The 20,373-nt window shown below is 68.4% G+C and carries 18 protein-coding genes and 1 tRNA gene; 11 read left to right on the top strand and 8 right to left on the bottom strand.

All coding sequences use genetic code 11. The features are described 5' to 3' along the window. Window positions 1-43 precede the first annotated feature (43 nt). Together J2851_RS11060 and pyrC are read right to left on the bottom strand one after the other, a co-directional pair. Window positions 44-826, bottom strand: a complete 783-nt coding sequence (locus J2851_RS11060; protein ID WP_209766318.1) for a YkgJ family cysteine cluster protein — start codon at window positions 824-826, stop codon at window positions 44-46. Between the two features lie 3 nt (window positions 827-829). Then, window positions 830-1,885 (bottom strand): dihydroorotase, encoded by a 1,056-nt coding sequence (gene pyrC, locus J2851_RS11055; RefSeq protein WP_209766317.1) that lies wholly within the window; start codon window positions 1,883-1,885, stop codon window positions 830-832. A gap of 117 nt (window positions 1,886-2,002) precedes the next feature. Between pyrC and hisS the strand changes: the two genes are divergently transcribed. Together hisS and J2851_RS11045 are read left to right on the top strand one after the other, a co-directional pair. Beyond that, the gene (gene hisS, locus J2851_RS11050) at window positions 2,003-3,352 is read left to right on the top strand and encodes a histidine--tRNA ligase (RefSeq protein ID WP_209766316.1); all 1,350 of its coding nucleotides are present in this window, start codon (window positions 2,003-2,005) and stop codon (window positions 3,350-3,352) included. Window positions 3,353-4,272: 920 nt separating this feature from the next. Then, window positions 4,273-7,323, top strand: coding sequence for a transglycosylase domain-containing protein (locus tag J2851_RS11045; protein ID WP_209766315.1), 3,051 nt, complete (start codon window positions 4,273-4,275; stop codon window positions 7,321-7,323). A 264-nt stretch (window positions 7,324-7,587) separates the two neighbouring features. Here J2851_RS11045 and J2851_RS11040 read toward each other — a convergent pair whose 3' ends face one another. Then, the gene (locus J2851_RS11040; RefSeq protein ID WP_209766314.1) at window positions 7,588-7,845 is read right to left on the bottom strand and encodes a hypothetical protein; all 258 of its coding nucleotides are present in this window, start codon (window positions 7,843-7,845) and stop codon (window positions 7,588-7,590) included. A gap of 240 nt (window positions 7,846-8,085) precedes the next feature. Between J2851_RS11040 and J2851_RS11035 the strand changes: the two genes are divergently transcribed. Together J2851_RS11035 and J2851_RS11030 are read left to right on the top strand one after the other, a co-directional pair. Then, a complete protein-coding gene (locus tag J2851_RS11035) occupies window positions 8,086-8,310 on the top strand; it encodes a hypothetical protein (protein WP_209766313.1) in 225 nt (74 codons plus the stop codon). A gap of 299 nt (window positions 8,311-8,609) precedes the next feature. Further along, window positions 8,610-8,771 (top strand): hypothetical protein, encoded by a 162-nt coding sequence (locus J2851_RS11030; RefSeq protein WP_209766312.1) that lies wholly within the window; start codon window positions 8,610-8,612, stop codon window positions 8,769-8,771. 80 nt (window positions 8,772-8,851) lie between these two features. On the opposite strand, the gene J2851_RS11025 is transcribed toward J2851_RS11030, so the two are convergent. Then, window positions 8,852-8,936 (bottom strand) — tRNA-Leu (locus J2851_RS11025). A 190-nt stretch (window positions 8,937-9,126) separates the two neighbouring features. On the opposite strand from J2851_RS11025, the gene J2851_RS11020 reads away from it, so the two are divergent. After that, window positions 9,127-9,294: a hypothetical protein gene (locus J2851_RS11020; protein WP_209766311.1), complete on the top strand. Its 168-nt coding sequence runs from the start codon at window positions 9,127-9,129 to the stop codon at window positions 9,292-9,294. Window positions 9,295-9,318: 24 nt separating this feature from the next. On the opposite strand, the gene J2851_RS11015 is transcribed toward J2851_RS11020, so the two are convergent. Next, window positions 9,319-9,564 carry a hypothetical protein gene (locus J2851_RS11015; RefSeq protein WP_209766310.1) on the bottom strand — a complete coding sequence of 82 codons (246 nt, stop codon included), beginning with the start codon at window positions 9,562-9,564 and terminating at the stop codon, window positions 9,319-9,321. 102 nt (window positions 9,565-9,666) lie between these two features. After that, complete coding sequence (locus J2851_RS11010; protein ID WP_209766309.1) at window positions 9,667-10,449, bottom strand: competence/damage-inducible protein A; 783 nt, start codon at window positions 10,447-10,449, stop codon at window positions 9,667-9,669. A gap of 88 nt (window positions 10,450-10,537) precedes the next feature. Here J2851_RS11010 and sfsA point away from each other — a divergent pair, with 88 nt between their 5' ends. From sfsA to J2851_RS10990, 4 genes are all read left to right on the top strand, one after another. Continuing rightward, the gene (sfsA, locus tag J2851_RS11005; RefSeq protein WP_209766308.1) at window positions 10,538-11,263 is read left to right on the top strand and encodes a DNA/RNA nuclease SfsA; all 726 of its coding nucleotides are present in this window, start codon (window positions 10,538-10,540) and stop codon (window positions 11,261-11,263) included. Window positions 11,264-11,329: 66 nt separating this feature from the next. Next, on the top strand, window positions 11,330-12,163 hold the full coding sequence (gene map, locus J2851_RS11000) for a type I methionyl aminopeptidase (protein ID WP_209766307.1): 834 nt from the start codon (window positions 11,330-11,332) through the stop codon (window positions 12,161-12,163). Window positions 12,164-12,246: 83 nt separating this feature from the next. Then, entirely contained in the window at window positions 12,247-13,053 is an 807-nt protein-coding gene (gene radC / locus J2851_RS10995) for a RadC family protein (RefSeq protein WP_209766306.1), read from the top strand. A 264-nt stretch (window positions 13,054-13,317) separates the two neighbouring features. Continuing rightward, entirely contained in the window at window positions 13,318-13,743 is a 426-nt protein-coding gene (locus J2851_RS10990; protein WP_209766305.1) for a tellurite resistance TerB family protein, read from the top strand. Between the two features lie 210 nt (window positions 13,744-13,953). On the opposite strand, the gene J2851_RS10985 is transcribed toward J2851_RS10990, so the two are convergent. Beyond that, complete coding sequence (locus J2851_RS10985; protein WP_209766304.1) at window positions 13,954-17,244, bottom strand: bifunctional diguanylate cyclase/phosphodiesterase; 3,291 nt, start codon at window positions 17,242-17,244, stop codon at window positions 13,954-13,956. Window positions 17,245-17,614: 370 nt separating this feature from the next. Between J2851_RS10985 and purB the strand changes: the two genes are divergently transcribed. Beyond that, on the top strand, window positions 17,615-18,910 hold the full coding sequence (gene purB / locus J2851_RS10980; protein WP_209766303.1) for an adenylosuccinate lyase: 1,296 nt from the start codon (window positions 17,615-17,617) through the stop codon (window positions 18,908-18,910). Window positions 18,911-18,987: 77 nt separating this feature from the next. Here the strand turns inward: purB and J2851_RS10975 are convergent, their stop codons facing one another. Then, entirely contained in the window at window positions 18,988-19,308 is a 321-nt protein-coding gene (locus J2851_RS10975; protein ID WP_209766302.1) for a DUF1476 domain-containing protein, read from the bottom strand. Window positions 19,309-19,476: 168 nt separating this feature from the next. On the opposite strand from J2851_RS10975, the gene J2851_RS10970 reads away from it, so the two are divergent. After that, window positions 19,477-20,253 (top strand): NRDE family protein, encoded by a 777-nt coding sequence (locus J2851_RS10970; protein ID WP_209766301.1) that lies wholly within the window; start codon window positions 19,477-19,479, stop codon window positions 20,251-20,253. Window positions 20,254-20,373 lie beyond the last annotated feature (120 nt).

Genomic DNA, 20,373 nt, shown 5'->3' with positions numbered 1-20,373 from the left:
CGGGCTGTGTTGGGTTGCGCTGACGCTCCACCCAACCTACGACTCACTTTTGAAACAGCCGCTCCCGCTCCGCCCGGATCATCGCCGTGTAGGTCAGGCCCAGCCTCGCGCGGCGGCTTTCCGGCGGGGGCGCCAGCACCGGGAAGGGGGACTCGCCGGCCAGCCAGCGGTCGAACAGGGTCGGGTCGGCCAGCGCGGCGTGCAGGCCGAGGGACAGCTCGGTCGGTTCCACGCTCAGGCCGCGTTGGTCCAGCGCCAGTTCGACGGCGACCAGGACGGCGCCGGCCAGCGGTTTCGGCTCCTGAAGCACGGGCACCGGCTTGTCGCCGGGGCGGAGCGTGCCCTTGTTGCGGAACTCCCGCTCGCAGGCGGTGCGCAGCAGGGACAGGTGGGAGCGGCAGGGGATGGGCCGCGCCGTGTAGGCCGTGCACAGCCCTGACTTGCGGTCCAGCATCGCGCAGGGGATGCGGGCGGCGCGGCGCTCTGCGTGGCTCAGGGGGGCAATGCGGGGGGCGTCCTGGTCCAGGCGGCGGCGCAGGTCGGCTTGGCGGTCGGCGGGCCAGGACGAAACGGCGTCGAAAACGCCCAGCAGTTCCGCGGGGCTGGCCGCGATGTGCTGGTGGCAGCAGAAGGAACAGCCGGACTTGCAGCCGACGCGCCGGCCGGACGCGGCCACCTCCGCCGCGGTCTCGTCGATCAGTCCCTGCGCGGCCTCGTGGCCGGCGCGGATGGCGGCCAGCACGCCCTCTCGCGTCGGCCGCTCGCCCAGTGTGTCAAGGGCGGCGCCGTAAGCCTTCGCGATGAGGGCGTCGAGGCCGCCCGCCACCGGTCAGGCCGCCCCGGCGAAGGACCAGCGCATGGTCTCGCCGCTGCGGAAGGGCAGCACGGCGTCGCCGTCGGCGGTCAGCACGATGTCCGGCGTGGTGGACTCCCGGCGCTCCAGCACGACCTTGTCCTCGGCGACCGGCAGGCCGTAGAAACGCGGGCCGTTCAGGCTGGCGAAGGCCTCCAGCTTGTCCAGCGCGCCGGCCTGCTCGAAGGCCTCGGCGTACAGTTCCAGCGCGTTGGCGGCGGTGAAGCAGCCGGCGCAGCCGCAGGCGCTCTCCTTCGCGGTGACGGCGTGCGGGGCGGTGTCGGTGCCCAGGAAGAACGGCCCTTCGCCGGAGGTCGCGGCCTCCAGCAGCGCCACGCGGTGAGTCTCACGCTTGGCGATCGGCAGGCAGTAGAGGTGCGGGCGGATGCCACCCTGGAAGATGTGGCTGCGGTTGATCAGCAGGTGGTGCGCCGTGATGGTCGCCCCGACGCGGCGAGAGGCGGCGTGGTCGCGCACGAAGGCCACGGCCTCGGCCGTGGTGCAGTGCTCCAGCACCACGCGCAGGGTCTTGTGCCGCTCCAGCAGCGGAGAAAGCACCTTGTCGATGAACACGGCCTCGCGGTCGAAGATGTCGACGTGGGCGTCGGTGACCTCGCCGTGGATCAGCAGCGGCATGCCGATCTCGGCCATGCGCTCCAGCACCCCGGCGATCTTGCCGAGGTCGGTGACGCCGTGCGCGCTGTTGGTGGTGGCGTTGGCCGGGTAGAGCTTCGCCGCGGTGAAGACGCCGTCCTGGAAGCCCTGCGCCAGGTCGTCGGCGTCGGTGCCGTCGGTCAGGTAGGCGGTCATCAGCGGCGTGAAGGCCATCCCGTCCGGCAGGGCCGCCAGGATGCGCTCCCGATAGGCCACGGCGTCGGCGGTGCGGGTCACCGGCGGCTTCAGGTTCGGCATGATGATGGCGCGGCCGAACTGGCGGGCGGTGAAGGGCAGCACGGCCTTCAGCATGGCGCCGTCGCGCAGGTGCACGTGCCAGTCGTCGGGACGGCGAAGGACGAGACGATCGGTGGGCATGGCGGCTCCGGCGCGGACAAGAACTGGGGTTGCCGGTGTTCTAGCCCCTTCCGGCCTTCACGGAAAGCCGCTAAAACCGTGCCCTTCCGTGAGATCTTCGAAGCCGGACCCGCGCCGATGAGCCTGATCACCCCCCGCACCCCGCCCGGAACGATGGAGCTGCTGCCGCGCCAGCAGGTGGCCTTCCAGCGTCTGCTCGACACCATCCGCCGCGGCTACGAGCGGTTCGGCTTCGTCCCGGTCGAGACTCCGGTCTTCGAGACGGTGGAGACGCTGCTGACCAAGTCCGGCGGCGAGACGGAGAAGCAGGTCTATTTCGTGCAGTCCACCGGCGCGATCCAGCAGGGCCACAAGCCGGACATCGCGCTGCGCTTCGACCTGACCGTGCCGCTCGCCCGCTATGTGGCGGAGCATGAGCGCGACCTCGCCTTCCCCTTCCGCCGCTACCAGATCCAGCGCGTCTACCGCGGGGAGCGCGCGCAGCGCGGCCGGTTCCGCGAATTCTACCAGTGCGACATCGACGTGATCGGCAAGGACAGCCTGTCGCCGCACTACGACGCGGAAATCCCGGCGGTCATCTACCACGTCTTCAGCGAGCTGGACTTTGGCGGCTTCACCATCAACGTGAACAACCGCAAGGTGCTGCTGGGCCTGCTCGACGGCCTCGGCGTCGACGACGCGGAGAAGCGCGTCCTGGTCCTGCGCGAGATCGACAAGCTGGACAAGATCGGCCGCGACAAGGTGCGCGACAGCCTGACCGGCCTCGGCATGGCGCCGGACGCGGCGGAGAAGATTCTGTCGCTGATCGACGCCAAGGACACGAACGAGGAGACGCTGGCCGCGCTGAACGCGCTGGGCATCGACAACGAGACCTTCCGCCAGGGCGTGTCGGAGCTGACCACGGTCATCGAGGGGCTGAAGGCCTTCCAGGTGCCGGACGGCGTGGTGCGCATCAACCTCGCCATCGCGCGCGGGCTCGACTACTACACCGGCACGGTCTACGAGACCTTCCTGAACGACCATCCGGGCATTGGCAGCGTCTGCTCCGGCGGGCGCTACGACAACCTGGCGAGCCACTACACCAAGTCGAAGCTGCCGGGTGTGGGCATCTCCATCGGCGCCACCCGCCTGTTCTACCAGCTGATGGAAGCCGGCATCATCAAGGACGGCGGCGCCACGGCCGAGGTGCTGGTGACCCAGATGGACCCGGCGCTGTCGGCCGATTACTACCGTCTGGCAACGGAACTGCGCGCGGCCGGCATCAACACGGAAATCCAGCTGGACGGCGGCAAGATCGCCAAGCAGATGAAGTACGCGGACCGCGCAGGGATCCCGGTCGTGGTCTTGATGGGCTCGGACGAGAAGGCCCGCGGCACGGCGACGCTGAAGCATCTGGTGAAGGGCGAGCAGGTCGAAGTGCCGTTGGCGGAGATTGCGGAGAAGGCGAAGGAGCTGTTGGGGCGGTGATCGCTTAGGTCGTCGCGTTGGGCCCCCACCCAACCCTCCCCCACTTCGCGGGGGAGGGAACTCCGCAGCACACCCCTTAAAGCCCTCCCCCGCCGAAGGTCTACGGTATGCACACATCTCGCGGATGCGATAATGCATTGAGCAGCAAGGAAAAAGCCCCTCTCCCCTTGGGGGAGAGGGGTTGGGGTGAGGGGTCGTTACGGGCGGCAGCCCGGAGAAAATCTCAGACCCGGCCGCGGTGGATGGTTCCGGCCGGCCTGTGGCCGGCGCCACCCTCACCCCAAACCCCTCTCCCCTCAAGGGAGAGGGGCTTTTCCTCCACTGTATCAGGCACTTACCGCAATGGCGAAACGTGTGCATACCGTAGCGCCGAAGGTGGGGGAGGGTTGGGTGGGGGCCCAACGCAACCACTTCACCACCCGCCCCTCACACCTTCCCCACCAGCGCCGCCTTCGTGATCGGCCTCTGCGAGGCCAGCGCTTCCAGCAGCATCGGGCCGGCGATGCCTGCGGCCAGCGCCGCGACGAACAGGGCATCCACGAATGGGCAGGACTTCCGGAGAATGCGGAGTCACACCCGTCCGGCCAAGGTCGCCATTCGGAATTTGAGCGAAACTCGGACGAACCCCGTTCGACTGTCCCGAACGACGAAGCGGTGCCGCGCACGCAAACCGTAAGGGTTCGGCAGTCTTAACAACACCACCCAGAAGAGAAACCGTGGCATCGGCGCCACGACGCGCCACAAATTGGTGTTACGCCGATTTCGAGGTGGTATCGACAGCCTTAACGGGAAAGAGTTACACAGGTTGTTAACCAACCGACCCCTACATTTCGGCCGTAACGCTTGGCGAAGTTCGCCGGGATTTTAACGAATTCGCGGTGGTTTTCGTAGCAATCCGCGAAGGACAGGCTGGAGCCGACATGACTCGGGTGTGGTGGCGCCGTGCAATCTGGGGTTTAGCCTTCGCGGCGACGGCGGCCGGCGTCGGCTATGCCGCGCGGGAGGAGATGAACTCCTCGCGGTTGCAGGCCCGGCTGCTCTCCGCCTACGCCCGCGACATGACCTACACCCTGCGCGAGGGGCCGAACCCGGCCGCGCGCACCCCCACCCAGGGCCCCTACAACGAGCGGCTCGGCTACATCGGCCTGCCGGGCTACCTGAAGTCGCTGACCGACGACATGTACGCAATCGAGATGCAGGCGCAGATCTCGCCGAAGCTCGATTCCTTCATGGCCGCGGGCGGCTTCCCCATCTACCACGAGAAGACTCGGGCCGGCTTCACTCTGCTGGACCGCAGCGGCGCCACCATGTTCTCCGCCCGCTACCCGGAGCGGACCTTCGCCAGCTTCGAGGACGTGCCGCCGCTGGTCGCCAAGACCCTGCTGTTCATCGAAAACCGCGAGCTGCTGAACGAGGACGAGCCGCGCCGCAACCCGGCGGTGGAGTGGGACCGCTTCGCCGGCGCCGTGCTGATGCTGCCGGTGCAGTGGCTGAAGCCCGGCTCGCGCTCCCCCGGCGGCTCCACGCTCGCCACGCAGATCGAGAAGTACCGGCATTCCCCCGACGGCCAGACCACCGGCGTGACGGAGAAGCTGCGCCAGATGCTGTCGGCCAGCGTGCGCTCCTACCTCGACGGGGAGGAGACGGGCGCGCACCGCCGCCGCATCCTGGTGGACTACCTGAACTCCACGCCGCTGACCGCGCGGGCCGGGTTCGGCGAGGTGAACGGGCTGGGCGACGGGCTGTGGGCCTGGTTCGGCACCGACCTCGCCATCGCCGAGAAGGTGCTGTCGGAGGAGCCGGCGGACGCCCGCGCATTGCAGCTGAAGGCCTTGGCCTACAAGCAGGTGCTCAGTCTGCTGCTGGCCCAGCGCCGCCCCTCCTACTACCTGATCCAGGACCGGCAGGCGCTGGAGCGGCTGGCGAACAGCCACCTGCGCGTGCTCCAGCAGGCCGGCGTCATCGACGAGGCGCTGCGCGACGCCGCCCTTGGCCTGACGCTGAAGTTCCGGGAGGAGCCGCCGCAGCCGCAAAGCGCCAACTTCGTGGAGCAGAAGGCGACCAACGCCATCCGCGCGCGCCTGCTGTCCATGCTGGGCGTACCCAGCCTCTACCAGCTCGACCGCACCGACCTGACGGCGGAGAGCACGCTGGACGCCCCCACCCAGCAGCGCGTGGTGGAGGTGCTGGCCAAGCTGAACGAGCCGGCCTTCGCCGCGCAGATGGGCCTGACCGGCGAGCGGCTGCTGGACGTCAAGAACAGCGACCTGTCGAAGATCATCTACTCCGTCACGCTGTACGAGCGCGGGCCGGACGCCAACTATCTGCGCGTCCAGGCCGACAACCTGGACCAGCCGCTGGACATCAACGAGGGCGCCAAGCTCGACCTGGGGTCCACCGCGAAGCTGCGCACGCTGTCCACCTACCTGGAGATCGTCGCGGAGCTGCACACCCGCTACGCCCACCTGCCCAAGGACTTCCTGGCCGACGTGGAGGAGGAGGCGTCCGACAACCTGACGCGCTGGGCGGCGAACTGGCTGGCCGCCAGCCCCAGCCGCAGCCTCGGCGCCATGCTCGACGCCGCCATGGAGCGCCGCTATTCGGCGAGCCCGGGGGAGGCCTTCTTCACCGGCGGCGGCGTCCACACCTTCGTGAACTTCAACCCCAGGGACAACGGCAGCATCATGCCGCTGACGGAGGCGCTGCGGAACTCCGTCAACCTGCCCTTCATCCGCCTGATGCGCGACATCGTGCAGTTCTACATGGCGGAGGGCGGCGACGATTCGACCGACATCCTGCACAACCCCGACCATCCGGCCCGCCAGGCCTACCTCGCCCGCTTCGCGGACAAGGAGGGCAGCGACTTCCTGAACCGCTTCTACAACAGCTACCGCAAGCGCACGCCGGACGAGGCGCTGACCATGCTGGCCAGCCGGTCCCGCCCCATGCCGCACCGGCTGGCGGTGATCCACCGGTTCGTGCGGCCGCAGGCGAGTGTGAAGGAGTTCGGCGCCTTCCTGCGCGCCCGCCTGCCCGAGGCCAAGCTGGACGACGGCGACATCGCGTCGCTCCATGCCAAGTACGGGCCGGACAAGTTCCCGCTGAACGACCTTGGCTACCTCGCGCGCGTCCACCCGCTGGAGCTGTGGCTGGTCGCCTACCTGCAAAAGCACCCCGAGGCCAAGCGGCAGGAGGTGCTGGAGGCCAGCGCCCAGCAGCGGCAGGAAAGCTACAAGTGGCTGTTCAAGAAGGGCCAGGCCGCGCAGAACACGCGCATCCGCATCGGCCTGGAGGAAGAGGCGTTCCAGCGCATCACCGAGCAGTGGCGCAAGCTGGGATACCCCTTCGAAACGCTGGTGCCGTCCTTCGCCACCGCCATCGGCAGCTCCGCCGACCGGCCGGCGGCGCTGGCGGAGCTGGTGGGCATCATCCAGAACGATGGCGTCCGCCAGCCGACCGTGCGAGTGAAGAAGCTGCATTTCGCCGCTGGCACACCGTATGAGGCGATCGTCGGGCTGGGCGAAATGCGCGGCCAGCGCGTGATGAAGCCGGAGGTGGCGGCGACTCTGCGCAAGGCGCTGATGGACGTGGCGCAGAACGGCACGGCCAAGCGGGTCTGGGGCTCCTTCAAGGACGCGTCGGGGCAGGTCATCCCGATGGGCGGCAAGACCGGCACGGGCGACCACCGGCTCGACCGCTACGGCCCCGGCGGCCACCTGATCGAATCGCGCGCGGTGAACCGCACGGCGACCTTCGCCTTTTACATCGGCGACCGCTTCTTCGGCACCATGACCGCCTTCGTGCACGGGCCGGAGGCCGACAACTACCACTTCACCAGCGCCCTGCCCGCCCAGCTGCTGAAGAGCATCGCCCCGGCGCTCCAGCCGCTGATCGATCCGGGCGTGACCAAGACGGCTGACAAGACCACCGACACGGCGACCGACCGGGCCAAGCCGCGGACGGGGCTGTAGGGAGCGGGGTGACCGACGGCTGGCCGGACGCGCTGAAGACGGCGCTCGGCGGGTCGTTGCTCGGCCACAGCATGGGAGTGATCCTGCGCGACGGCCATGATCGCGCGCGGGTCCTCCTGGACGCGCGGGCGGAGATCAACACGCCGGTCACCGCCGGCCCGTCGGTGTCGCGAGGCGCGCACCTGGACACCATGAACCGGCTGTTCAAAAAAGGAAAAGGCCCTGCCCCGTGGTTCGGGGACAGGGCCTTTTCCTTTGGGTGGCTTACGCCAGGGCGACGGAGTCGCGCGGCAAGGTCGTCGCCTGCGCCGCGATCGGCGGCAGTTCGGCGAGCAGCATTTCCAGCTCCGCGGCGGCCACGTTCAGCGGCAGCTGCGGCCGGCAGGCGCGCAGGGCGTCCAGGGCCACGTCGAACGCCGTTTCGTGCTCGCCCTCATCAAGCGCCGCGAGGTAGGCGTGCGCGATGGTGGCGACTTCCTCCGACGTCAGGTCGTCAACCCGCAGGGACGTATCGGACAGCATGGCGGCGATTCTCGTACGGAAAAGGACGGAAAGTCGCAGGATACGCAGACATGGTTAACAGACGGTTTCCAAAACCACCCTTCCGGATCAGGCCGGCTGGGTGGACGGCTTGGGCGCGGCCTTTCGTTCGGGCAGCGGCGCGCTGTCATCACCGGTGACAGCGCTGGCGGGCGGCCGTATCGTCGCGCCAGGATTTGCTGAACAGGCGGAGCGGGCGTGAGCGTTTCGGCAGAACAATCAATGCGTGACAGATTGGCGCGGTGGATCAAAACGGCGGCCCCTTCGGTCGCGTCCGGCGCCTCGTCGCCGGAGGAGGTGCTGGACGCGCTTCTCGATGTCATGCAATCCGCCCCGGACGGCGCGCTGGTCTATGAGGCTGGGCGGGCCGAGTTGCCATCCCGGAGCGCCGCGGAGGCGAAGGCCGTCTTCACCGCCATGGTCGAGGCGATCAAGGCCGGGGCGTGACGATCGATCCAGTGCGGGCCGGGGCGGGCGCGGGTAAGCAGAACGCCTTCGGCATCCAGAAGTAACCCCGCCCTCGCTTCGTCCTTTCCCGAAGCCCTGACCGGACATCCCCGCCGGTCAGGGCTTTTGCGTTTGATCACGAATGGCGCCGGTAGAACCGCAAGCCAGTGGCGTGGCTCATAGCCCGGGATTTTCCGGTGGCGGTAAGACACAATTGCCCGCCTCCGTTGCCCTCAACTTCAATCGCCGTTAACGGGTCCCCGGGCATCCTACCGCCACAAACAGACCGGCAGGCAATCATGTCCCAGTACATCCCGACCCTCGATCCGATCGACTCCACCTCGTCTCGCGATGAGCGGACGGTGAAAAAGCTGACTGGAATGCCGTTGGTCGCCACCTGGGCGGTGTTGATTGCCGCACCGTGGGTCGTGATCTATCAGGTGGTGCAGTTCGTGCTGTAAGCGCGACGGCAACGCTGGTCGGCACCGAATTGAAGCGCTTCGAGCCATCGCTTTGCCGGCCAGTCTTTTGTTGGCCAGTCTGGTGCGGGCGGCGGGACTCGAACCCGCATACCAAAGGGTGAGGGATTTTAAGTCCCTTGCGTCTACCAATTCCGCCACGCCCGCGCACCGTCGGCGGATCGGTGTGGGGGCGTGAGTAAACGCGCCCGCCGGGGTTGCATATTATTGTATGCAGCCGTCCGTTCCGCCCGATTGACTTAGACAATCGGGAGGCGTTTGGTCAAGAACCGTGCGCGCTTGGGACGGAATCACCATATTTTTCCCACGCAACCTCAACGATTACCGGAGGGTCGGGATGGAGTCGTTCAACTGGCTGGGGCTGGTCAGTCTGCTGATGGTGGCGGTGCTCGTCGTGCCGGCGGCACTGAGCCGGAACCGGCGCACATGGATGCCCTACGCGGCCGCCTGGACCGCCGCCATCGTAATTCTGGTCTGGGCCTACCAGACCTTTGGTCCCTTTTAGGCCGGCCGCAGCGCGGCCCGCGCGTCAGGGACGCGTGTCCTCGTTCAGGGTCATCACGCCGATCCCCATCGCCACGCTGCCGAAGGTGACGATCAGCCCGGCGTACAGCATCACCGCGGCGATGATGCCGTGATCGCTGCTGCCCATCAGCGTCGCCAGGTTGGCGACGTCTAACACGAGGAGACCGGTGCCGAGCACGACGGCCCCGGCGGCCCCCGACAGCAGGTGCTTCAACAGGAACAGGATGGCCGCTTTTTCGAAAGGCTTCATGGCACGACGCTTCACATCGTCACTCACTCTCGTCCCAACATAGTTTTGTATAGTGTCGCGACAATATGCCGCACCGAGCAACTTCCGAACTATACCCGATGCCTATCCTTTCGCACCGACCGTGACGTTTGGCGTGCCGCCCAGCCGGCGCACGATGCCCGCCAGCTCCTCCGTCGCAGCTTCCAGCCGGGGTTCGTCGGTGCCGCGCAGGACGAGGCTGACGCCGAAATAGCCGTTCCGGAAATAGGGGTAGCTGCCGATCTCCAGCTCCGGATACCGGTCCTGGAGCGCGCCCAGGTCGGCGGCGATCACGCCTTCCGCCAGTTCGCAGGCCACGGTGCGGGCGTGCAGGGCCGGGCCGCCCTTCAGGCGCGGCAGGACGCCGTCGAGCATCGCCTGCATGATGTTCGGCACGCCGGCCATGACGAAGACGTTGCCGATGCGGAAACCCGGCGCCGCGCTGATCGGGTTGTCGATCAGCTCGCCCCCGGCCGGGATGTTGGCCATGCGCAGCCGCGCCTCGTTCAGCTTGGACGGGTCGCCGTAGTGCCGTTCCAGCCGGGCGACGGCCTCCGGGTTGCGCTCCAGCGCCACGCCGAAGGCCTTGGCGACGCAGGCCGAGGTGATGTCGTCGTGGGTCGGGCCGATGCCGCCGGTGGTGAAGACGTAGCTGTAGCGGGCGCGCAGCGCGTCCAGCGCCGCGATGATCTCCTCCTCCACGTCCGGGACGACACGGGCTTCGCGCAGGCGGACGCCGATCCCGCCCAGCTTTTCCGCGATGTGCGGCAGGTTGGCATCCTTGGTGCGGCCGGACAGGATCTCGTTGCCGATGATCAGGATGGCGGCGGTCGGGTTGGACGCGGGATTCGATTCAGGCGTGGTCATGCGCGGACGGCTCCGGTCTCGGATGGCGCGGGGGTTGGTCCGGCGGGCTTGCCGGAAGGAGGGGGTCGGCTTTAACCTAGCCCACAAGATGCGCTTCCCCACCCCCCTCCTTCAAGGCCGCCTCGTCCGCCGCTACAAACGCTTCCTTGCCGATGTCGAGCTGGGTGGCGAGCCAGGCGGCGAAATCGTGACCGCCCACGTTCCCAACTCCGGCAGCATGATCGGCGTGGACGCGCCGGGCTCCGCCGTCTGGCTGTCGCGGTCGGACAACCCGAACCGCAAGCTCGCCCACACGCTGGAGCTGGTGGAGGCCGACGGCACGCTTGTGGGGGTCAACACCGCGCACCCCAACGGGCTGGTCGCCACGGCGATCGCCGCCGGCACGATCCCGGAGCTGGCCGGCTACCCCCGGCTGCGGCGCGAGGTGAAGTACGGCAAGAACTCCCGGATCGACGTGCTGCTGGAAGAGGATGGCCGCCCGCCGGTCTATGTGGAGGTGAAGAACGTCCACCTGCGCCGGCCGCACATTGGTGATGGTCTGGGCGCCGAGTTCCCGGACTGCGTCACCGCCCGCGGCGCCAAGCACCTGGAGGAGATGACCGAGATGGTGCGCCAGGGCGCGCGGGCCGTGATGGTGTACCTTGTCCAGCGGAACGACTGCGCCTACTTCCGGGTTACCGCCGACATCGACCCCACCTACGACGCAGGCCTGCGCCGCGCGCGCGAATCGGGGGTGGAAGCCGTGTGCTGGTCCTGTAGGATCACACCCGAGGCGATCGAGCTGGACCGGCCGCTGCCGATCCGCATGGACTGACCGCCGGGACGGGTGCGCGACGTTTTTGCTTACCGGCCGCAGGGCCGATCAACAGGGGCTACTCTCTTGGACCACAACGACCTCGATTCCCATCGCATCCGGATCCACGGGCCGGAGGACTTCGAGGGCATGCGCAAGGCCGGACGGCTGGCCGCCGCGACGCTCGACTTCATCACGCCCTACGTGCAGCCGGGCGTCACCACCGGCGAGCTGGACCGGCTGCTGGAGCAGTACATCCGCGACCACGGCGGCGTGCCGGCGCCGCTCGGCTACCGCGGCTTCCCGAAGGCGAACTGCATCTCCGTGAACCACGTCGTCTGCCACGGCATTCCGGGCGAGAAGCGGCTGATGAACGGCGACATCCTGAACATCGACGTCACGCCGATCCTTGAGGGATGGTACGGCGACAGCAGCCGCATGTACCTGTGCGGCGACGTCGGCGTGAAGGCGAAGAAGCTGGTGGAGGTCACCTACGACGCGCTGATGATCGGCATTGCCCAGGTGAAGCCGGGCGCCACGCTGGGCGACGTCGGCCACGCGATCCAGACCTTCGCGGAAGGCCACCGCTTCTCCGTCGTGCGCGACTTCTGCGGCCACGGGCTGGGGCGCGTCTTCCACGAGCCGCCGTCGGTCCTGCATTTCGGCAACCCCGGCACCGGCGTGGTGCTGAGGGAAGGCATGATCTTCACCATCGAGCCGATGATCAACGCCGGTCGCTACGACGTGAAGATCCTGGGCGACGGCTGGACCGCCGTGACCAAGGACAAGTCCCTGTCGGCCCAGTTCGAGCATTCCATCGGCGTGACCAAGGACGGCTGCGAGATCTTCACCCTCTCCCCCGCCGGCTACACCAAGCCGCCCTACGAGCTTCCCGCGGAAGGCGCCAAGGCCGCGGTGTGAGCGGGCATTTCCTCGCAGTTCCGCTGCGATTTTCCCGCGGAAGAGGTATAGTCCGGCGCACACCTATGTAGGACGGCGCCGGAATGGCCGAACGCAAAACCAGGAAGGGCATGGGGGACGCGGGCGCGTCGGCGGGCATCGCGGGCGCGGATCTCTTCGGGTTGGAGCTGGACCCTCCCCCCGCCTCCCCCGCGAAAGAGGACGATGCCCATTACCAGGGGCACCGGGGGCGGCTCTACACCCGCTTCCTGGAGGGCGGGCCGGACGCGCTCCAGGACCATGAGCTGCTGGAGATGATCCTCTTCGCGGTCAACCCGCGCCGCGACGTGAAGCCGCTCGCCAAGGCCCTGATCCGGGAGTTCGGGGACCTGTGGAGCGTCGTCAACGCGCCGCCGGAACGGCTGCGCGGCTACAACGTGGACGGCGTGTCGCTGGCGTCGGACAAGGCCGTCGCCATGATCCGGGTGGTCGGGGCGGCGGGGCTGCGCGGCATGCGGCAGCGGGTGATGAACCGGCCGGTGCTGGCCTCCTGGCAGGCGCTGCTGGACTATTGCACCGCCGCCATGGCGCACAAGCCGACGGAGCAGTTCCGCCTGCTGTTCCTCGACCGCAAGAACAAGCTGATCGCCGACGAGGTGCAGCAGACCGGCACCGTGGACCACACGCCGGTCTACCCGCGCGAGGTCGTGAAGCGCGCGCTGGAGCTGTCGGCCAGCGCCATCATCCTGGTGCACAATCATCCCTCCGGCGACCCGACGCCCAGCCGCGCCGACATCGAAATGACCAAGGAGATCGTGCGCGCCGCCCACGCCGTCGGCGTCACGGTGCACGACCACGTCATCGTCGGCCGGGGCAAGCACGCGAGCTTCAAGGCGCAGGGGCTGATGTAAGGCCAAGTCTCGATGAGGATAACTCATCGAGACTTGGTAACGGCGGCGACCGCCGCCGCGCGGGCCCATGCCCGCGGAGCCAAGCGGGCGGAGGCCCGCGCCGGCGACTGAGGCCCAGTGATCGGTTGCGATCACTGGGTTCTGCTACAAGGGAGGCGCCTTCCGGTGCCGCCGGCATGAGGCGAGCGGCCGCAGGCCCCCATCTTGAGACCGAAGGCGTCACCCCCATATGTGCGCCGAACGTAACTTTGGGGGGATGGTTCAATGGGTCTTTTCGACCGTTTCAAGGGTTCGGCTCCGCTCGACCTCAACCCGCGGCGCGCGCTGGTCGTGTCCCTGATCTACTGCATGGGGTCCGACGGCGAGATCGATCCGGAGGAGGTGGGGCACCTCATCTCCGTCCTGGGCCGCAACGCGACGCGTGAGGAACTGGACCGCTGCTTCAAATACGCGCGCAGCACGCCGGCCGAGCGGTTTCTTGAGGATGCCGCGCCGAACCTCAACGAACAGCAGCGCCTGTGCATCCTGCTGAACATGATCGACAGCGCCATGGCCGATGGGGAGGCCGAACAGGGGGAACGCGACCTCATCGCGCGGTTCCAGCAGGCCTTCGGGTTCGATGACGCGAAGCTCGGCCCGTACTTCCAGGCGCTGATGGCGAAGAACGACCGCAGCGTCCTGGGCGCCTGACCGCCCACCGACGCGGGCCGCCCAAGCGACCCAAGGGTTCAGAAAGTCCCGACACGGGTCGGGACTTTCTGAAAGCGGCATGTCGAACCGGAGCTTCAGCCGGAAGTCCTCGCCCAGGTCCGTCGTGCAGACCGGCTCCGGCCCGGGAAGAAAACGGCACGATCTCCATGAAGGTGCCGCTGAACGCACTGCGAGGAGATGGGGGGCGCCTCACCCCACGGGTTCGTCCAACGCTGGCAGCGCCGGCTCCACCATGTCCTTGTGCTCGGCGATGAAGGTGACCAGCTCGCGGAAGGGCATGGGGCGGGCGAGCAGGTAGCCCTGGATCTGGTCGCAGCCGAGGCGGGCGAGGAAGCCGAACTGCTCCTCCGTCTCCACGCCCTCGGCGATGGTCTGCATGTTCAGCGAGCGGGCCATGCCGATGATCGCCTCGGTGATGGCGCCGCCGTCCGAGCCGTCGGTCAGGCCCAGCACGAAGGACCGGTCAATCTTCAGCTTGTCCACGCGGAAGCGCTTCAGGTAGCTGAGGCTGGAGTAGCCGGTCCCGAAATCGTCGATGGCCAGCGCCACCCCCATCTCGCGCAGGCGGGCGAAGGCGGTGGTGACCATGTCGGAATCGTCCATCAGGACGCTTTCCGTCACCTCCAGCTCCAGGCACTCCGGCGGCAGGTTGTAGGCGGCCAGCCAGAAGGCGACCCGGTCGGCCAGGCCGGGACGGCGCATCTGCACCGCCGACAGGTTGATGGCGATCAGCAGCCGGTGGCCCTGGGCGTGCAGCTCCGCCGCGCGGCGGCAGGCCTCGCCCAGCACCCAGTCGCCGAGCTGGACGATCAGGCCGGTGTCCTCCGCCACCGGGATGAACTGGACGGGCGGCACCAGCTGCCCGTCCGGGCGGCGCCAGCGGACCAGCGCCTCCGCCCCGACCAGCCGGCGCCCGTCCACGGAGAACTGCGGCTGGAAATGCAGCTCCATCTCGTTGTCGGCCAGCGCGTGGCGCAGGTTGCTTTCCAGCCACAGCCGCTCCGACGCCCGCTTGTTCAGGTCGGGCGTGAAGAACTGGTGGTTGGCGCGACCCGATTCCTTGGCGGCGTACATGGCCATGTCGGCGCTCTTGAACAGCGCGTCGATGCTGTCCCCATCGTCCGGATACATGGCGATGCCGATGGAGGGGGAGATCTGCAGCTCGTGCCCGTCGATCGCGAAGGGCTCCGACATGGCGCGCAGGACCTTGCGGGCCACGGCGCTGGCGCCGTCGGGATGGTCCAGGTCGTTCAGCAGGATGACGAACTCGTCGCCGCCCTGGCGGCTGACCGTGTCGCTCGCCCGCACCGTCTCGCACAGCCGCCCCGCCACCGCGCGCAGCAGCTTGTCGCCGATGGCGTGGCCCAGGCTGTCGTTGATGGTCTTGAAGCGGTCCAGGTCGACGAACAGCAGGCCGACCTTGGTGCCGTGGCGGACGGCGGCGGCCATGGCGCGCTCCAGCCGGTCGCGCAGCAGGAAACGGTTGGGCAGGTCGGTCAGGAAGTCGTACTGCGCCAGGTGGCGGATGCGTTCCTCCTGCGCGCGCTTTTCCGTGATGTCGGAGAAGGCGGCGATGTGGTTCACCACCTCCCCGGCCTCGTTGCGCACGACCTGGACGCTCAGCCACTCGGGGAAGACCTCGCCGGACTTGCGCACGGTCCAGATCTCGCCCGACCAGTGCCCGACCTCGTGCAGCCGCTCCCACATCTCGTCGTGGAAGGCCCCCTGGTAGGCCCCCTGATGCGCATCATCCTGTCCGCCCGCCGCGAGCATGGCCGGCACCTCGCCCATCACCTCCTCGCGGCTGAAGCCGGTGATGCGGCAGAAGGCGTCGTTCACCGCCACGATGCGGTTGCGCTCGTTGGTGACGACCATGCCTTCGGCGGCGTTGTCGAACACCTTGGCGGACAGCCGCAGCTCCCACTCCGCCCGCTTGCGCTCGGAGATGTCGCGGGCGATCGCGCAGTAGAAGTCCTCGCCCTCGTAGGTGACGCGGCTGGCGGTCACCTCCAGCTCCAGCACGCGCCCGTCGCGCGTCCGGTACTGCGTCTCGTAATGCTCGGACGCCGCGGCACCGTTTTCGCGGAAGGCGACCAGCAGGTCGGCGTGGCTGCCGGCCAGCTCGTCGGCGGGCGCCCCCAGCGCGGCGCAGCCGAACGGGTTGACGTAGGCGATGTGGAGCCCGGCATCGGCCAGCACCACGATTTCCGAGACATGGTCGACGAAGAAGTTGGCGAGGTAGAGCTGGCGCGCGCGTTCGCGCAGGATGCTGTCGCTCTGCCGCATGCTGCGGCGGTAGGTGCCGACGATGCGCCGGATCCAGCCGGTGACCAGCCAGGACAGCGCCACCGACGCGGCCAGCGCGATGCCGAGCGCGCCGAGCGTGGTGAGGATGCGCAGGCGGACGCCGCGCCCCACCTCCGTCCGGCGGTTCTCCATCTCCGCGGCGAGGTCGTCGACGGTGAAGCTGGCGACGACGATCCAGCCCCACGCGTCCGGCCTGGACACCAGCGCGATCTTGGAGGCCGGGCGCCCGGTGTCCGGGTTCACCCAGTCGTAGTGCAGCTCCCCGCCCCCGCCGCGCCCGAGGGCGAGCAGCCGGCCCACCAGGTCGCGCTCCGCCGCGTCCGGGATCGTTTCCGCCCGCAGCCCCTCCACCGCCGACGTGGTCGGCGACAGCAGGATGCGGCTGTCGTCGCGCAGCACGGCGATGGTGCCCGTATCGCCGAAGCGGACGGCGCGGAGCCGGTCCAGCGCCTCCCGCTTCAGCTTGTCCTCCAGCGCCTCCACATACTCGCCGGCGCCGATCAGCCAGTCGTAGGGCTCGAACCGCCGCACGTAGGAGAACTTGTCCTGCTTCACGTGCGGCGTCGCCGGCGCGTACCAACGGTAGCGGACCGAGGCGTAGCTGCCGTAGTCGCCCGCGGCCTCCAGCAGGCGGCGCACGAAGCGGTCGCCGGTGTCGTCCTGCAGGTCGCGCAGCGACGTGCCCTCCCGCTGCGGTTCGATGGGCAGCAGGACGCCGTCGCCGGCCGTGTCGATGATGAAGTAATAGCCCCGCCCATCGAAGAAGCGCAGCGGGCGCAACGCCTCCTTGATCATCGGCTTCAACAGCTGGTCGGGCAGGTGGCTCTTCTCGCGTTCGTAGATGGTCCGCGCGATGTAGTAGGCGTCGTCCACCTGGGCGCGCAGTTGCTCCCGCAGCAGCGGCTCGATCCGGGAGCGGATGTAGGCGACGTAGGATCCGGCGTTGTCCACCTCCCGCACCAGCGTGTCGCGCTGTTCCGCGACGTAGCGCGCCTCGGACTGGCGCAGGTCCGCCTCGAAGTCCTGCCAGTGCTGCCAGATGAAGTAGGCGCCAAGCCCGATCACGAGCGCCGCAACCAAAGACAGCGACGCCAGGAACTGGAGACGGTAAAGTCGTGCCTCGTCGGAGGAATGGGATGTTTCGCCCATCAACTCGGCAACTGGGTCGGACAAAGACGGCTCTCCCCCGAACCGCACCCCAAGCACATCACCGGATGCGTTTAAAACTATCCATTAAGGCGTATGACACCGTATCCGCAAGCTGATCAGGGTCACCAAGGCGCGACGAATTGACCGTATTCCTCTCTTGGACCGATCCATAGGCCGTGAACAACCGATTTACGCACGAGAATACCCGCGCAATCAAACCGAAAAAGCGAAATTCGCGAACGGCCCGACGAGGTTTGCCCGAAGAGGCTTTGCAGCGATGCCGCGCGCGGCTATGGTCCCGCGCGCGATCCGGACCCGCCCGGCCGCCCGCCGAATCGCCCGCCAAATCGTTCGATCGAACACCCGCACCAGATCCGCCACCCGGAGAGAGCCGATGATCCCCCGCTACACCCGCCCCGAAATGGCCCGCATCTGGGAACCGGAGAACCGGTTCCGCATCTGGTTCGAGATCGAGGCGCACGCCTGCGACGCGCAGGCCCAGCTGGGCGTCATCCCCAAGGAGGCGGCCGCCGCCGTCTGGGCGCGCGGCAAGTGGGAGATCGACCGCATCGACGAGATCGAGCGCGAGACCCGGCACGACGTCATCGCCTTCCTGACCAACCTGGCCGAGCATGTCGGGCCGGAGGCGCGCTTCGTCCACCAGGGCATGACCTCGTCCGACGTGCTGGACACCTGCCTCGCCGTGCAGATGACCCAGGCCGCCGACCTGCTGCTGGAGGATCTGGACAAGCTGCTGGCCGTGCTGAAGCGCCGCGCCTATGAGCACAAGGACACGGTCACCATCGGCCGCAGCCACGGCATCCACGCGGAGCCGACGACCTTCGGCGTGAAGCTGGCCGGCCACTACGCCGCCTTCGCCCGCAACCGGGAGCGTCTGGTCGAGGCGCGCAAGGACATCGCCACCTGCGCCATCTCCGGCGCCGTCGGCACCTTCGCCAACATCGACCCGCGCGTGGAGGAGTATGTCGCCGCCAAGCTGGGCCTGACGCCGGAGCCGGTGTCGACCCAGGTGATCCCGCGCGACCGCCACGCCTTCTACTTCTCGGTGCTGGGCGTCATCGCCTCCTCCATCGAGAACCTGGCCGTGGAGATCCGCCACCTGCAGCGCACCGAGGTGCGCGAGGCGGAGGAGTATTTCCACCCGGGCCAGAAGGGCTCGTCCGCCATGCCGCACAAGCGCAACCCGGTCCTGTCGGAGAACCTGACGGGCCTCGCCCGCATCGTCCGCTCCGCCGTCGTCCCGGCGCTGGAGAACGTGGCGCTGTGGCACGAGCGCGACATCTCCCACAGCTCGGTGGAGCGGATGATCGGCCCCGACGCCACGGTGACGCTGGACTTCGCGCTGGCCCGCCTGATCGGCATGATGGACAAGCTGGTCGTCTATCCGGAGCGCATGCAGAAGAACCTGGACGACCTGGGCGGGCTGGTCTTCTCGCAGCGCGTCCTGCTGGCCCTCACCCAGGCCGGGATGAGCCGCGAGGACAGCTACAAGGCGGTGCAGCGCAACGCCATGCAGGTGTGGGAAAAGGGCGGCAGCTTCCTCGACCTGCTGGCCGCCGACGCCGATGTGGCCAAGCACATCTCCCGCGACACGCTGGCCCCGATGTTCGACATGAGCTACCACACGAAGAACGTCGACACGATCTTCAAGCGCGTGTTCGGGGAGTAAGCGCCCCGCGCACCGCAAACGCAAAAGGCCCGGCGCTCCCCAGCGCCGGGCCTTTCGCATTCCATCAGGCCGCCGTCTTACTCGGCGTGGACCTGCTGGCGGGCGACCTCCAGGAGGGTGACCAGCTCGCGCTCCACCCGGTGGTCGGAGATGTCGATGCCCTTGGCATGCAGGTCGGCCGCCAGACGGTCACGGATGTCGTGCGGGCCGACGGCGCCGATGTCGGCCTCGATGATCTGCCGGACGTAGGCGTCCGCCTCCGCACCCGTCAGCCCGAGCAGGTTCGCGGCCCACAGGCCGGCCAGCCGGTCGCGGCGGGTCCGAATCCTGAAGAGCAGGTCCTGGTCGTGCTGGAACTTGTTCTCGAAGGCCCGCTCGCGCTCGTCGAAGGTCGTCATGGGGACCCAGGCTCCTTGGATTGGTTTTCGCTCCCAGATACAAGATTATATAGCCGGTGCCCCGGGCATCGTCATCGGTGCATCACCAACGGCCCAGCCGCACCGGCCAATCGGCGAATCCGGCGTGCGGCGACATACCTCTCAGGGACGCGGAAGGCAAGATTCCCCATGTGCAGCGTGATCCTCCTGCGACGACCGGACGCAACGTGGCCCCTGGTCGTGGCCGCCAACCGGGACGAGATGCAGGGCCGGCCCTGGAAGGCGCCCGGCCGCCATTGGCCCGACCGGCCCAACGTCGTGGCCGGGCTGGACGAACTGGCCGGCGGCTCCTGGATGGGGCTGAACGACGAGGGCGTGGTCGCCGCCATCCTGAACCGCATGGGCACGCTGGGGCCGGAGGCCGGCAAGCGGTCGCGGGGCGAGCTGGTGCTGGACGCGCTCGACCACGCCGACGCCGCCGACGCGGCGCTGGCCCTGTCGCAGCTCGACACGCGGGCCTACCGGCCGTTCAACCTGCTGGTCGCCGACAACCGGGACGCCAAGCTGATCGTCCACCGCGGCAGCTCCGCCCGCAACCGGCCGGAGGTCATCGACATCCCCGCGGGCGTCCACATGGTCACCGCCCACGACCTGGACGACACCGACGACCCGCGCCAGGCGCAGTACCTGCCGCTGTTCCGCACGGCTGCCCCGCCGGATCCTGAGAAAGCGGGCCCTGAAAAGACGGATTGGGGCGGCTGGCCGGAGCTGCTGGCGAGCCGCATCTGGGACGGCGGGCGCGGGGAGCGCGGCGCCATGAACTTCCTGCTGCCGACGGGCTTCGGCACGGTGTCCAGCTCGCTGCTGGCGCTGCCGTCGGCGGAGCGGCCGGAACTGGACCCGATCTGGCACTTCGCCGCCGGCCGGCCGCACGAGGCGCCGTGGGAACCCGTGGATCTGGGGTGAGGCGGCGCCCGTAGGGTCACCCCAGCGCCGTCCGCCCGGGCCCTGGCCCCGCGCATTGTGTTCCCTGGGCCAGCTTGCTATATCACTCGTGCATAACCCTGGACCGGTCCCCCGTGCCCG

Source organism: Azospirillum rugosum (genome assembly GCF_017876155.1).
GTDB classification, from domain to species: domain Bacteria; phylum Pseudomonadota; class Alphaproteobacteria; order Azospirillales; family Azospirillaceae; genus Azospirillum; species Azospirillum rugosum.
This window is presented reverse-complemented; position numbering and strand designations above follow the sequence as displayed.